Origin of the sequence: Cyclobacterium xiamenense (genome assembly GCF_009467825.1) — a bacterium.
GTDB classification, from domain to species: domain Bacteria; phylum Bacteroidota; class Bacteroidia; order Cytophagales; family Cyclobacteriaceae; genus Cyclobacterium; species Cyclobacterium xiamenense.
This window is the reverse complement of the sequence record NZ_WIOK01000016.1, coordinates 102,662-116,321: the sequence shown is the minus strand read 5'-3', so window position 1 is coordinate 116,321 and position 13,660 is coordinate 102,662. Positions and strand designations below refer to the sequence as shown.

Below are 13,660 nucleotides of genomic sequence, written 5' to 3'. Positions count from 1 at the left end.
AACGTTTGGGATTTTTCACCTTGAATAGGTAGTGCGAAACGGAAAGATAAACCCAGGCGGCCTTACTCCGTTTGAGGGGAAAGCCTTATATTTGCGCCTCATGATATTGAAGGCGTACCGAACACTATGGATATACAACAGCAACTCACAGAAACCATTGCTCAAGCTTTTCAGGAGCTATTTGACCACCACCTGGATGCAAAAACCCTTTCCTTGCAAGCTACCCGAAAAGAGTTTAGTGGAGAATATACCTTTGTGTTGTTTCCGTATTTGAAAGTCACCAAAGCGTCCCCGGAGGCAAGCGGGGAAAAAATTGGTACGTATTTGCTGAAAAACCTGCCCGACTTGGCGGATTTTAATGTGGTAAAAGGATTTCTGAACCTGAGCCTCTCCCCTCCCTACTGGCTTGAGCGATTCCGAGAGCTTTCCCTGCTTCCGGACCACGGTACCTTTCCGCCAAATGGGAAAAAGGTCATGGTGGAGTTTAGTTCTCCAAATACCAACAAACCCCTTCACCTGGGGCATTTGCGGAACAATTTCCTGGGGTTTTCTATTGCGGCTATATTGGAAGCCTACGGGTACGAGGTGGTGAAAGCCAATTTGGTCAATGACCGGGGCATTCATATTTGCAAGTCCATGGTGGCGTACGAAAAATTGGGAAATGGAGCCAGTCCGGAAAGTTCCGGTATGAAGGGAGATCACCTGGTTGGGCACTACTACGTGCTTTTCGATAAGGAATACAAAAAACAAATGCAAGCGTTGCAGGCGGGAGGAATGCCGGTAGAGCAGGCCAAAAAGGAAGCCGCCTGGATGAAGGAAGCCCAGGAAATGCTGGTAAAGTGGGAAGCAAACGAGCCCCACACCGTGGAATTATGGAAAAAGCTCAACAATTGGGTGTATCAAGGTTTTGAAGAAACGTACCGCAGCCTGGGCGTTACTTTTGATCAATACTATTACGAATCCGACACCTACTTGCTCGGAAAGGATATTGTGCGGGAGGGACTTGAAAAAGGCGTGTTTTTCAAAAAGGAAAACGGCTCGGTATGGGCCGATTTGAGCAGCGAAGGATTGGATGAAAAACTGGTTCTTCGGGCGGATGGAACTTCCGTCTACATGACGCAGGACATGGGTACGGCAGACCTCAAATACAAAGACCACGGCATCGAAAAATCCGTCTATGTGGTAGGAAACGAGCAGGATTACCATTTCGAGGTGCTGTTTTCCATCTTACGTAAACTGGGCCGGCCCTACGGTTCGGGTCTCTATCACCTCTCTTACGGCATGGTAGACCTGCCCTCTGGAAAAATGAAATCCCGGGAGGGTACCGTGGTGGATGCGGACGATTTGATTCAGGAAATGGTGCAAACGGCACGGCAACACACGCAGGAACTGGGAAAAATTGAAGGGTTTAGTGAGGAAGAAGCGGAGGAATTGTACCGCATGCTGGGTATGGGAGCCTTGAAATATTTTCTGCTAAAAGTAGACCCCAAAAAGCGGATGCTGTTTAATCCACAGGAATCCATTGAATTTCAAGGAAATACCGGTCCGTTTATTCAATATACCCATGCACGCATTGCAGCGATCCTGCGAAAAGCTGCGCAAATTGAGTTGGACTATTCCTGTGATCGGTATCGGTCCTATACCGGGTTGGAGGCGACGGAACGGGTAGTGATTGTACAGCTGGCTGATTATGAAAAAAAGGTAGCAATGGCGGCGGAGGAACTGTCTCCGGCTGTAATTGCACAATATTTATTTGATTTGGCAAAAGAATACAACCGCTTTTATGCAGAACTTCCTATATTTAGCGAGACCAAAGCTGAAGTGCAGGCATTTCGGGTGGCCTTATCCGCTGAGGTTGCCAAAACAATTGGCTCCGGCATGAAGTTATTGAGAATAGATGTACCCCAAAAAATGTAACTATGAACACCTTTACTTACCTTCTCGTTATTGGGATGCTTGCCGCTCAAGTATCCCACGTAAGTCAAACCAGTAGTTCTACCGACGACAACCGGTTAGAATCAACCTTAACGCACAGCCCTATGAAAGCACCCGCCGATTTCTATGAATTTATCCTGAATGACATTGATGGAAACCCGGTGGATTTTTCCCAATACAAAGGAAAAAAACTATTGATCGTAAACGTTGCCTCCAAGTGTGGCTACACCCCACAGTATGCCGAATTGCAGGAACTGTACGAGGCCTATAAGGACGATTTAACCATCCTGGCCTTTCCGGCAAATAATTTTGGCGGTCAGGAGCCGGGTACGAATGAAGACATCAAAACATTTTGTACCGAAAATTACGGGGTGTCCTTTCCCATCTTTGAAAAGATATCTGTGAAAGGCGTAGACAAGCATCCGTTGTACCGGTGGCTTTCCGACAAAAACTTAAACGGTTGGAACAGCACCGAGCCATCGTGGAACTTCTGTAAGTATTTCGTTAATGAAAAAGGCGATTTGGTTAAATTTTTCCCCTCTTCTGTAAAGCCCATGGACGAGGAGATTATTAAGTTGATCAAATCCTAACCGCGCTTTGACGCGAATAAGTGCTTGTACAAGAGAATGCCTTTCGCCCATGCGAAAGGCTTCTTTGTACCTATCCTGTTCCATTAAATTTGACTTTTTGCTTTGTCGCTAACATCTACCAGAAAGGCCTGGATTCATGCATTCCGGCTAAGAACTCTCCCGCTAGCCCTTTCCAGCATCGTAATGGGCACCGTCATCGCCTTTCAGGATGGGGCGTTTCGGTGGTCAGTTTTTGCCTTGGCTGCGCTCACCACGACACTCCTCCAGGTTCTGTCTAACCTGGCCAATGATTACGGTGACAGCATACATGGCGCAGACCACGATGAACGAAAGGGTCCGCAGCGTGCAGTACAATCCGGTGCCATCAGTGCGTCTTCCATGAAAAAAGCCATGGTGTTGTTTTCCTTGCTCTCACTGGTCAGTGGGCTTGCGCTTCTCGCAGTGGCGCTGGAAACTGCCTATTTGTTTTTTCTATTCCTTGCCCTGGGATTGCTGGCAATTTTTGCTGCCATTACCTATACTTCCGGTAGCAGACCCTATGGCTATGCCGGCCTGGGGGACCTGGCGGTATTCCTCTTCTTTGGATGGGTTGGCGTCATGGGCACCTATTACCTGCACACCCTTTCTTTTGACGCATCCCTTTGGCTACCTGCTTCCGCGGTGGGCCTGTTAAGTACCGGCGTATTGAATATAAACAACATACGGGATATTGAATCTGACAAGAAAGCTGGTAAAAGGTCCATTCCGGTACGGATCGGCAAGCAGGATGCGGCCCGGTATCATTGGTTGCTTTTACTCCTCGCCCTGGGTTTACTGTTGGCCTACGTATTGGTAGAACAAGCTTATGGGGCTTTTTTATACATCCTTGCGGCACCTGTGGTACTGCGTACCGGCTGGGCGGTAAGCAAGGTAGAGACGCCGGAAAAGCTCGACCCCTACTTAAAGGTCATGGCATTGGGTACCTTTCTTTGCGTGCTGCTTTTTGGCCTGGGCTGGATGATTTTTTAAACAATTGGCCAATTCCTTATTTAATTTCTGTAGATTTTTGTAGTTTAACTGCATGTAAACTATTAATTCGGCAAAACACCTATGAAAAGCATCCTAGTACCGTTTGATTTTTCTGAAGAAGCAGAAAATGCCTTCCAGTTGGCACAAGATATCGCAGCCAAAGCCTCCTGCAAACTGAAATTGGTTCACGTGATCGAAATACCGACAACCCAGCATTTCAATACCATGGGAGAGGTGAATATGGAAGAGAATTTCATCGACAAGATCTACATGGTAGATTTAGTCGAAAAGCGTAAGAAGCAATTTAAAGAACTGGAAGAGGCCCATGCCGTAAAATCCTACGATTTCAGCACCACGATATCGTATGGCAATCCCTATGCCGGGATATCCAGTGAAATCACCGAAATCAAGGCAGACCTTGTCATCATGGGCTCCAAAGGTTCCAGCGGATTGGAAGAGTTGCTGATCGGCTCCAATACAGAAAAGGTGGTTCGGCTTTCCAAGTGTCCGGTAATCACCGTAAAGGCACCGGTAAAAGCAGATCAATTGAAGACCATCGTTTTTGCGAGTGACTTTGGCGAGGATAGCAAAAAAGTAATCAAGGAATTGAAAGACCTTCAGGAACTCCTGAGAGCCAAAATCCGACTTGTTAAAGTGAATACACCCAATTCATTCGAAAAATCAAAAACCTCGCTGGAAAAAATCAAGGCATTTATTAAAGAAAATGACCTGGAAAACGTGCAGATTGACATCTACAACGGAGATACGGAAGAGGAAGGAATCATCGAGTTTGCGGATGAGGTGGATGCGGACATCATCGCCATGGCCACCCATGGGCGTACTGGCTTCATGCATCTGCTAAGCGGTAGCATCGCAGAAGACGTGGTCAACAGCGCCAAGCGGCCCGTTTGGACCATGCGGTTTAAGAAATAAAGGATACCTATGGGTAGGAAAAAAGAGAACGACTGGAAAAAGCGAGATGGGGTAGTGTATTCTACCTCTGATTCATTTGCTTACGAGGACGGAGAGGGGTCGTCCGAGGAAACCCTACCGCCCCAACAGCAAAACCTGCGCATCCAACTGGATAAAAAATCCAGGGGAGGCAAGCAGGTAACCTTGGTAACAGGCTTTGTGGGGCAAGAGGAAGATTTGAAAGCGCTGGGAAAGACGTTAAAGACCAAATGCGGCGTAGGCGGAAATACCAAAGAGGGTGAGATCCTGATTCAGGGGGATCACCGGGACAAAATCCTGGAGTACCTGAAGCAGGAAGGCTATAAGGCAAAGAAATCCGGTGGCTAAGCGACCGGATTTTTTTTTGGTCCTCCCCTGATTAATCCTTAATCTCCACCAACATCCAAAAGCCCTCGCTTTTCGCGAACCTTCCATTTTCGAGGGTTGAGATGCCTGTTCCAAATTGGCGCATCATGGATTCAAGCCTGTCCCCCGTCACGCCTCCCCGAATAGATCTTTTGACGGAATAGTCACAGTAAAACCCTCCCTTACTCAATGCTTCTGTACAAGCTATCTTTCGAAAGTACTCCAGGTAGTGTTCCGAACCTTTCATAAAGGCTTTTTCAAATTATCCTATCTCCAGTGAGGCAACTGCAAACAGGTTCCAGTCTGATTAGCGACCTAATTGGTAGGTGCTCTAAAACCTTTTTTCTTTAGCAATCGCGCAACCAGGTATGCTATTAATCCCCCTGTTTCGGGCGTAGCTCGTATGCCAGCCTCGCCATCTGGACCAGTGAATGCAATCCTATAAACTTTTCAGAACTTCAAAACTGCACCCGCAAAAGCAAACGCAGCCCTACTTTCCTTCCCGCTCACAATTGCTAAAATCTATCGGATTCAGAGTTAATTGATTGTCAATCAAATCTGTTACCCGATAGAAATTTTCAATTAAAATTAATTTGGATTTAATCCAAATAGATTAATATTTGTACCTGTATTTAAAATTGATCTAAATAAATGAAGAAACCGCTGTTGCTACCCATGCTGCTGATTGCGCTGCTTCTTTCAGCGCATGTACAGGCATTTCAATCCGACAAAACATCCATTATCACTGCGGGAGGTACCATCACAGAAATCGTGTACGAACTTGGTTTTGGATCCACGATTATCGCCACGGATATTACATCCACCTACCCCGCCTCCATGCAGCAATTGCCCTCCATCGGCTACCGCAATCAAATCAAAGCCGAAGGTATTTTGGCACTGGGACCGGACCTGCTTTTAATAGAAACTGGCTACCTCAATCCAGACGTGGTCGCCCAGCTCAAATCGGCTGGATTGGAAATACACCAGTTTGACAAACCCACCGACGTTTCCGGCACCTACCGAATCATTCGGGAATTGGCAAATTTTCTGAAAGTTCCTGAAAAAGGAAAGGCACTTACCATACAGCTGGATAAAGACATAGAAGCCTTGGATGCTTATACAGCCGGTCTTTCAAAAAAACCGAAAATGGCTTTTGTCATGGCCCGTGGCCTGGAAAACGTCTTTGTAGCCGGAGAGGACACCTTCGCCGAGTCCTTGCTGCAAATGGCGGCCATCGAATCGGTTGGTAAGGGCTTTAGCGATTTCATCCCGCTTACCCCGGAAGCACTGGTGTCCATGAATCCGGAATACCTGCTGTTCTTCGAATCAAGCCTGCGCTCGCTTGGTGGAAAGGAAGCCGTAAAAAACATCCGTGGCGTCGAACAAACCATCGCCTACAACCAAAATGGAATCCTTGCCTTTGACGGGCTCTACCTGTCCGGATTTGGTCCGCGGGTAGCCAAAGCAGCATTGGAACTGGCCAAAAGTGTAAACCGCAACTAACCATGATTCAAAACCTGAGTTATTCAAAAACCGCTCAGCAGTCCCTCGTACTGGCTGTTCTGGGAATCGGACTTGTATTGCTTGGGCTGCTTTCGATCACCATTGGTGCGTTTCCCATCCCTTTTGGCCATGCCGTTTCCATTTTGTTGAGCCAGTTGGGCATTGATTCGGGAACCTTCACCGAACAAGAGGCCAACGTGCTGTGGCAAATCCGCTTACCCAGAATCTTGCTGGCCATTCTGGTCGGTGGTGGTTTGGGGGTATCCGGAGCGGCGTTGCAAGGCCTTTTCAGAAACCCCCTGGTAGAGCCCGGACTCATCGGCGTAAGCAGCGGGGGTGCCTTGTTTGCGGTCATTTTTATCGTTTTCGGCTCCTCTTTCCCCTGGCTTGGACGGATATTTGGAAGCTTCAGCCTGCCTTTGGTTGCCTTTATTGGCGGCTTGATCAACGTAATGCTGGTCTACAAAATGGCCAATCAGGGAGGAAAAACGGATATTTCCCTGCTCATATTGGCGGGCGTCGCCTTGACTGCACTGTCGGGCGCACTAATTGGTTTGGCCATTTTCTATGCAGACGAGGCCTCCCTGCGAAATTTCACCTTCTGGAGCCTGGGAGATGTGGGCGGAGCGAATTGGGACAAGGTAAAAATAGCCTTTATCCTGATCTTGTTTCCCGCCCTGCTAATTATCAATCAGTTCCGAAACCTCAATGCCCTGGCAATCGGAGAAAACGAAGCCTTTCACATGGGAGTGGACGTACAGCGCGTAAAATACATCGTGCTATTTATGAGTGCGCTGGTGGTGGGTGTAGGGGTGTCGATGACGGGTACCATTGGGTTTGTGGGGCTAATTGTGCCCCACCTTTTGCGGCTGTCTTTTGGCGCCGACCACCGCCTGGTCCTTCCCGGAGCATTTCTTCTGGGCGCATTCCTGCTCAATGGAGCGGATTTGCTTGCCCGGACAGTGGTCATGCCCGCAGAATTGCCCATCGGGATCATTACCGCAATCCTTGGCTCTCCGTTCTTTATCTGGCTCATCCTACATGTAAAAAAACTCAACAGTTGATATGTTAGACGCGCAACACATTCAGTACCATATCGGAAGCCGGCCCATCGTGAACCGGGCAAGCATTCAGGTGCTTCCCGGAGAACTGACAGCCATTCTCGGCCCAAATGGTGCAGGAAAATCGACGCTTTTCCGGCTGCTATCCGGCGAACTATCCTGCAATCAGGGTCGGATTACCTACAATGGGCAGCCAATAAAAGGAATGAAAACCAGGCAGCTGGCCTCCTTGCGGGCGGTCATGCCACAGCACAGTACGCTTACCTTTCCCTTTCAGGCTAAGGAAGTCGTATCGCTTGGCCTGATGTACAGCCGGCCCAATAACCCAAAAACCATCGAAAAAGAGGTCATGTCGGCTACCCAAACCTGGCACCTGAAAGATCAGTTGTATGGCAACTTATCCGGAGGTGAAAAGCAGCGGGTGCAGCTGGCACGGGTATTGGCACAGATATGGGAAATCAAGGCCATTCCCCGGTACTTGCTTCTGGATGAACCGACTTCCAGTATGGATATCGCCCAACAGCACCACATCATGCAAATCATCGGGCAACTCAAAGAGCGGAATATTGGCATTTTGGCCATACTCCACGATTTGAACCTTGCGGCAAATTATGCCGATAAGGCCCTGCTCCTCAAACAAGGCCGGGTACTACAGCAGGGTACGGTACGAAAGGTAATGACTCCGGAAAACCTGCAAGGAGTGTTTGACTACCCCTTGTCTGTTCAGACGAACGGCCCCGGCGCACCGATTTATATCAGCAGCCTGCCATCAGCTGCTACTTCCCCTACGAATTATACGTATAAACTCGCTTAATTATGGAAACTACTCTGAAACATTCCGCCGGGACTGCATTAAAAAAGGCCTGGGAGGAACTACGATCAACGCAGCCGAAAACGAGAATACGAGACGCCGCACGCATCCTTCAGGTGTCCGAACTTGAACTATTGCTGACTACGAATAACCCGGCCCCCATCCGATTGAAAGCCGATTGGGCGAATATCCTCCTTTCCTGCAGGGAGTTGGGAAAAGTGATGGCCTTGACCAGAAACGACGGCTGTGTTCTGGAACACAAAGGTAATTTTCAAAAAATCTCCATCCACGGCACCGCTCCCCATCAAATCGCTACGGTAATCGGACCCATCGAGCAGCGGGTGTTTTTTGGTAAGTGGAAATACGGCTTTGCCGTGGCCACCGACACGCCGAGGGGAGTCATGCGTAGCCTTCAGTTTTTTGACCAGTCCGGCGAGGCTGTGCTAAAAATATACCTTCAGGAAAAAAGTAACCAGGATGCCTACGATAATTTGATTCGCGCTTACCGGAGCGAGGAGACGCTAGAGGGGATTCAGGTGCAGGCTTTCGAGAAAGAAACCCACGCTACTTCCGTGGATCAGGAAGCTTTTGTGCGGGACTGGGAAAACATGAAAGATACCCATGATTTCTTCGGTATGCTCCGCAAATACAATATCCACCGGCTAGACGCTATCAAATGGATCGGTAAAAAATGGGCCTACCCAGTGGATCGTCTATCGGTTAGGAAAATTTTGGACGTGGCTTCCGCAGAAAAATTGCCCATCATGATCTTTGTGGGAAACAAAGGGAACATTCAAATCCATCAGGGAAAAGTACGTACCATCCGGCAAATGGGAAACTGGCTGAATGTGATGGATCCGGACTTCAACATGCACCTGGACGAGTCCTGCATCGACTCGGCCTGGGTGGTGCATAAAAATACCGACGATGGGTTGGTATCTTCCCTGGAGCTATTTGATGCAGACGGGGAGATGATTGCCCAGTTTTTTGGGCTCCGGAAGCCAGGCCTTCCGCAGAAAGAACAATGGAAACAGTTGATCGACCAACTTTAATACTTTCCCGGTGGTCCGCCGGCCATCGGGAAAAATTTTGCCTCTATGTGTAGAATCAATCTTAATAAAAATAGCTTTACCCGCTGGCTTTTGGGCTGCTTTCTCTTTCCGTTCCTCACCCTTGCTTCCGATCCGATTTGCATCCGCGATCAGGCAGGTAATCCCATTCCGCATGCCTATGTAAAAATCGGGCCGGACAAGGTCGTTCCCGTAGATAGTACGGGATCTTTTGAACTGCCGGATAACCTGGAAGCCGACCAGTTGATCGAGGTCTTTGCGATGGGATTTGATGCACGGCAGATTCGGGTCAGGGAAATAAGCGAATTGAGTAGTTTGCGCTTGACAGAAAAGATTGGGCAAATGGGTGAAGTCGTCGTCGCCGCCACGCGTACCGACCGCAGCGTGGAAGATTTACCCATGCCGGTAACGGTCATTTCCCGGGAACAAATTCAAGAAACCGGTGGCATGCGCCTATCGGAAGTGTTGCGGGAGCAAACGGGCCTTCAGGTAGTCAGCGACCACGGTGCCGGGCTACAGATGCAGGGGCTATCTTCCGAATACATCCTGATACTTCTGGATGGTGAACCCCTGATCGGTAGAACCGCCGGAACCTTTGATTTGGATCGAATTTCGGTGACAAACATCGAGCGGATCGAGGTTCTCCGTGGCCCGTCCAGTGCCATCTATGGAAGCGAAGCCATGGCCGGCGTGATCAATATCATTACCAAAACTAACGGCGAGCGGTTTGCTGCATCCCTGGAATCCAGGTACCGCTCTTTTTCCACCATGGATCTGAGTGCGGAGACGAGCTTTAATCAAAACGACTGGTCGGTTCAGGCCTACCTCAACCGTTTCCGTACGGATGGATTTGACCTGAACCCCGATGTTCCGGGAAATACACAGGCACCCTTTCAGGCCACGACCGGGCAGGTTAAGCTAGGGAAGAAGTCCGGTAGATGGGAGTTCAGACTCTATTCCCGAATGTATCGGGAAGATTCGGATAATGTCCTGCAACTCATTGAAAACGGGGCGGGTCGACTGGCCGACATGAGCTCCGAACGACGGGATGTCAACCTCAATCCCACGGTAATCTACCGGCCCAACGAGCACTGGCAATTGACGCTTCGGAGCATGACGTCCTTGTTCGAAACGCATTCGCTGACGGAGATGCAAGAAGACGGTTTCGTGGTGGATGCACAGGATTTTCAACAGCGATACCACCGTACGGAGTTTCAATTGGACCGTCAATTGGGAAACAATCACTTGCTAACGTTGGGGATGGGACAGCTCCTAGAGACGGTTGACGCAACGCGCTACGAGGACCTAAACCGCTTTGATGCCGGCTATTTGTTTCTTCAGCATCAATGGGATCCAACGGACAGATGGAACATTGTTACCGGTGTACGAGGTGACTTGCACAGTCAATACGGAGAAAGAATCAGTCCGAAAATCTCGGGGATGTACAAATTCAGCGAAAAATTTAGCTGGCAAGCGTCACTTGGGGCTGGATTTAAAGCCCCCGATTTCCGGCAGCTATTGCTTAATTTCAACAACGCTTCCGCAGGATATTACGTTTTTGGGGCGAATCTGGTGCAAGAAGGCATCGAACGGCTTCAATCGCAAGGACTGGTACAGCAGGTACTGCTGGACCCCTCTCAATTTGGCGCGTTGCAAGCAGAAAGCTCCCTGGCAATCAACACCGGTTTTCGCTGGAAACTTTCCAACGACCTGCTCTTTCAGGGAAATTTCTTCCAAAACAACATTTCCAACCTGATTGAGACGGCTCCTTTCGCCAGACTGACGTCCGGTCAAAATGCCTTCTCCTATTTCAACGTTTCTCGCGTTCGTACGCGGGGAATCGAGCTGGATTGGACTTGGCGCCTAACAAAAAATCTACAGGTATCCGCAGGATATATGTATTTGGATGCCAACGATTTGGATGTTTTGGAACAAATCGACTCCGGAGAGTTATTTCGTCGGGACGCAGATAACCGAACCCGACGGGTGGGTCGCAGTGATTACGGAGGCTTATTCAACCGAAGTCGCCACAGCGGTAACCTGAAAATCAGCTACCAGGAGCCCCTTTCCGGCATCAACCTGGCCCTTCGTGCCATTCACCGGGGGGCGTTTGGGTTTGGCGATGTGAATGGCAACCTTATTCTCGACGATCCTGCGGAATACGCGCGGGCATTAACGAGTTGGAACCTTAGCCTCAGCAAAGCCTTCCGCAATGGCCTATTGCTGGAGACGGGAGGATTTAATCTATTGAATCAACTCAACCGATACGATCCCACCAATCCCGGGAGAACGCTGTTTGTGGGAGCAAAAGTACCTTTTCATCAACTAGTAAAAACAAAATAAATACCTATTACAATGAACAAATGGAATACACTGTATGCAGGCATCCTTTTGCTTGCTTTGAGTACGAGTTGTGGAGAAACCGAAGTAGAGGAGCCGGAAATTACGCTTCAAGCGGTAATGGTCGAAAACCTCCATGCTCCGGGTGACCTGATGGACCGAAGTACCGGGGTCATTACAGAAGTACGCCCGTTTCGCTACTTCAGTCTGGAAGACAACCGGGTCGTGGATAGCGAACAAGGCGACTGGGACATTGGATTCAAAGGAACGACCATTATCGTGAACAGCGGTAGCAGTGGACCCGGTACGGCACAGGCATCGGTAGTTACGGGCACCTTTGACGAAATTACCAGTGTCCCATCGGCTGCAGATTTTAAGCGTGATGGGGAAGACGGCATGGCCATACCCACTGGATCCGGTAATGGTTGGTACAATTACAACCCCAGCAGCCACATTATCAGTCCTATTCCAGGCCGGATAGTGCTGGTCCGCACGAACAAAGGCAACTACGCCAAGGTGGAAATTCTTTCCTACTACCAGGACAATCCCCCACTGGCGGAAGTGGATCCCCGGACCACACCCAGTCCTTACTACACCTTTCGGTTTTTGCTTCAGCCGAACGGATCCCTTGATTTTTGATTTTTCGGTACGACCTCAAGTCTGCTCCTGAGAGCAGATTTGAGGTTTTCTATCGCCCGGCGATACGCCTCAATTGCTATCTTTCAGCACGAGATTAATCCCGCAAGATTTCACCCCTTTCGTTTGATTCGTTGCGGGTCGGAAATTAAGCTGAGAACTGGTACGTTTTACTTACCGAGATGCCTGTGATACGGTGCATACTTCACAAGACTTTACTATATTTGAAAACGTCAATTTAGGTATGAGTCGAAGTTAACCTAGGTAATCAACCTTGTGTCGACAGGATCGGCATGGGGGTATCCCGATTGTTTTAATTGTTTTCCGGAATTATATTTTTTCACCCCGCCCCCTTCCGGACCCATGCGGAGGGGGGTATTTTTCAGTCGGGCAAATATTTTTTATTTTACAACATTTTTGCTACTTTCGCATCGGGTCTACTTTTTTATTGGAGACTCCACTATTTTATCAAAAGGGACTCGGATTGTGTACGTTAGGGATTTTTTTCGAAGATGAAGATAGCCATAGCTCAAATCAAAACCATTGCTGGTAATTTTCCCGTCTCGCTGGTGCACCACGAGCGGTTTATTTACACGGCTTGTAAATTGAATGCCGACTTACTGGTATTTCCGGAGTTATCGTTGATGGGCTATGACCCAAAACAGGCAAAAAAACTTGCCATGGAAAGAGACGATAAACGGTTGGACCGATTCCAAGAACTCAGTAACCGGCAACAACTTGTCATTGGTATTGGCGTTCCGGAGAAAACAGCTACCGGTGTAGGCATCAGTACCTTTTTTTACCAGCCTCAGGCACCTCGACGCTGTTATTCCAAGCAGGTACTACACCCGGATGAATTCCCCTATTTCGAACCGGGTACCAAACAGGTTTTTTTACGTGCAGGGGGTCTACGTATTTGTCCGGCTATCTGTTACGAAAGTCTCCTTCCCAGCCATGCAAAGCAGGCATTTACGCAGGGTGCCGACTTGTACCTGGCAAGTGTTGCCAAAAAGGAAGCGGTCGTAGCAACTGCGGCGAATCACTATTCCTGGGTTGCCCGAACCTATTCCATGGCAGTACTGATGGCCAATAGTGTGGGCAGCTGTAGCGGCTTTGAAAGTGCCGGTGCGAGCGCTGTCTGGACTAAAACAGGGAAGCTTGCCGGACAATTGCCGGAAGAAGAAGAAGGAATTCTCGTTTACGATACGGAGACCGAAGAAGTACAAACCCAGCCCATGGTCCATTGATTGACGGCAAATACATTCACTTCGTACGCCAAAACAAGGCACAGCTCATGCAGAGATCCGGGTCTGGTTTCAAAAAAAAGAGAAATTGCAAAACGGTTTACCCCCACAAATAGCGGTTTAAACCCTGGAGAAACCATTTTTA

The 13,660-nt window shown here is 48.8% G+C and carries 13 protein-coding genes; 12 read left to right on the top strand and 1 reads right to left on the bottom strand.

Going from position 1 to position 13,660, the window contains the following annotated elements:
* The first annotated feature begins 126 nt into the window (after positions 1 to 126).
* From argS to GCU44_RS13560, 5 genes are all read left to right on the top strand, one after another.
* Entirely contained in the window at positions 127 to 1,917 is a 1,791-nt protein-coding gene (argS, locus tag GCU44_RS13580; RefSeq protein WP_154856879.1) for an arginine--tRNA ligase, read from the top strand.
* Between the two features lie 2 nt (positions 1,918 to 1,919).
* Positions 1,920 to 2,525, top strand: a complete 606-nt coding sequence (locus tag GCU44_RS13575; protein WP_241684950.1) for a glutathione peroxidase — start codon at positions 1,920 to 1,922, stop codon at positions 2,523 to 2,525.
* A 102-nt stretch (positions 2,526 to 2,627) separates the two neighbouring features.
* Positions 2,628 to 3,533, top strand: coding sequence for a 1,4-dihydroxy-2-naphthoate polyprenyltransferase (locus tag GCU44_RS13570; protein ID WP_154856878.1), 906 nt, complete (start codon positions 2,628 to 2,630; stop codon positions 3,531 to 3,533).
* Positions 3,534 to 3,614: 81 nt separating this feature from the next.
* The gene (locus GCU44_RS13565) at positions 3,615 to 4,466 is read left to right on the top strand and encodes a universal stress protein (RefSeq protein ID WP_092169441.1); all 852 of its coding nucleotides are present in this window, start codon (positions 3,615 to 3,617) and stop codon (positions 4,464 to 4,466) included.
* Between the two features lie 9 nt (positions 4,467 to 4,475).
* Entirely contained in the window at positions 4,476 to 4,832 is a 357-nt protein-coding gene (locus GCU44_RS13560; protein WP_154856877.1) for a translation initiation factor, read from the top strand.
* A gap of 31 nt (positions 4,833 to 4,863) precedes the next feature.
* On the opposite strand, the gene GCU44_RS13555 is transcribed toward GCU44_RS13560, so the two are convergent.
* Positions 4,864 to 5,097: a hypothetical protein gene (locus GCU44_RS13555; protein WP_154856876.1), complete on the bottom strand. Its 234-nt coding sequence runs from the start codon at positions 5,095 to 5,097 to the stop codon at positions 4,864 to 4,866.
* 404 nt (positions 5,098 to 5,501) lie between these two features.
* Between GCU44_RS13555 and GCU44_RS13550 the strand changes: the two genes are divergently transcribed.
* The 7 genes from GCU44_RS13550 to GCU44_RS13520 all read left to right on the top strand — a co-directional run bounded on the left by GCU44_RS13550 (position 5,502) and on the right by GCU44_RS13520 (position 13,518).
* On the top strand, positions 5,502 to 6,353 hold the full coding sequence (locus tag GCU44_RS13550) for a heme/hemin ABC transporter substrate-binding protein (protein WP_154856875.1): 852 nt from the start codon (positions 5,502 to 5,504) through the stop codon (positions 6,351 to 6,353).
* A gap of 2 nt (positions 6,354 to 6,355) precedes the next feature.
* Positions 6,356 to 7,417 carry a FecCD family ABC transporter permease gene (locus tag GCU44_RS13545; protein WP_154856874.1) on the top strand — a complete coding sequence of 354 codons (1,062 nt, stop codon included), beginning with the start codon at positions 6,356 to 6,358 and terminating at the stop codon, positions 7,415 to 7,417.
* Between the two features lies 1 nt (position 7,418).
* Positions 7,419 to 8,228, top strand: a complete 810-nt coding sequence (locus GCU44_RS13540; RefSeq protein ID WP_154856873.1) for a heme ABC transporter ATP-binding protein — start codon at positions 7,419 to 7,421, stop codon at positions 8,226 to 8,228.
* Between the two features lie 2 nt (positions 8,229 to 8,230).
* Positions 8,231 to 9,277 (top strand): hemin-degrading factor, encoded by a 1,047-nt coding sequence (locus GCU44_RS13535; protein ID WP_154856872.1) that lies wholly within the window; start codon positions 8,231 to 8,233, stop codon positions 9,275 to 9,277.
* A 45-nt stretch (positions 9,278 to 9,322) separates the two neighbouring features.
* Positions 9,323 to 11,638 carry a TonB-dependent receptor plug domain-containing protein gene (locus GCU44_RS13530; protein ID WP_154856871.1) on the top strand — a complete coding sequence of 772 codons (2,316 nt, stop codon included), beginning with the start codon at positions 9,323 to 9,325 and terminating at the stop codon, positions 11,636 to 11,638.
* Positions 11,639 to 11,650: 12 nt separating this feature from the next.
* Positions 11,651 to 12,274: an HmuY family protein gene (locus GCU44_RS13525; RefSeq protein WP_154856870.1), complete on the top strand. Its 624-nt coding sequence runs from the start codon at positions 11,651 to 11,653 to the stop codon at positions 12,272 to 12,274.
* 509 nt (positions 12,275 to 12,783) lie between these two features.
* Entirely contained in the window at positions 12,784 to 13,518 is a 735-nt protein-coding gene (locus GCU44_RS13520; protein ID WP_154856869.1) for a carbon-nitrogen hydrolase family protein, read from the top strand.
* The last annotated feature ends 142 nt before the right edge of the window (positions 13,519 to 13,660 follow it).

Coding starts and splice junctions, on each gene's coding strand:
- argS (WP_154856879.1), top strand. CDS start 127: ATGGATATACAACAGCAACTCACAGAAACCATTGCTCAAGCTTTTCAG.
- GCU44_RS13575 (WP_241684950.1), top strand. CDS start 1,920: ATGAACACCTTTACTTACCTTCTCGTTATTGGGATGCTTGCCGCTCAA.
- GCU44_RS13565 (WP_092169441.1), top strand. CDS start 3,615: ATGAAAAGCATCCTAGTACCGTTTGATTTTTCTGAAGAAGCAGAAAAT.
- GCU44_RS13560 (WP_154856877.1), top strand. CDS start 4,476: ATGGGTAGGAAAAAAGAGAACGACTGGAAAAAGCGAGATGGGGTAGTG.
- GCU44_RS13555 (WP_154856876.1), bottom strand. CDS start 5,097: ATGAAAGGTTCGGAACACTACCTGGAGTACTTTCGAAAGATAGCTTGT.
- GCU44_RS13550 (WP_154856875.1), top strand. CDS start 5,502: ATGAAGAAACCGCTGTTGCTACCCATGCTGCTGATTGCGCTGCTTCTT.
- GCU44_RS13545 (WP_154856874.1), top strand. CDS start 6,356: ATGATTCAAAACCTGAGTTATTCAAAAACCGCTCAGCAGTCCCTCGTA.
- GCU44_RS13540 (WP_154856873.1), top strand. CDS start 7,419: ATGTTAGACGCGCAACACATTCAGTACCATATCGGAAGCCGGCCCATC.
- GCU44_RS13535 (WP_154856872.1), top strand. CDS start 8,231: ATGGAAACTACTCTGAAACATTCCGCCGGGACTGCATTAAAAAAGGCC.
- GCU44_RS13530 (WP_154856871.1), top strand. CDS start 9,323: ATGTGTAGAATCAATCTTAATAAAAATAGCTTTACCCGCTGGCTTTTG.
- GCU44_RS13525 (WP_154856870.1), top strand. CDS start 11,651: ATGAACAAATGGAATACACTGTATGCAGGCATCCTTTTGCTTGCTTTG.
- GCU44_RS13520 (WP_154856869.1), top strand. CDS start 12,784: ATGAAGATAGCCATAGCTCAAATCAAAACCATTGCTGGTAATTTTCCC.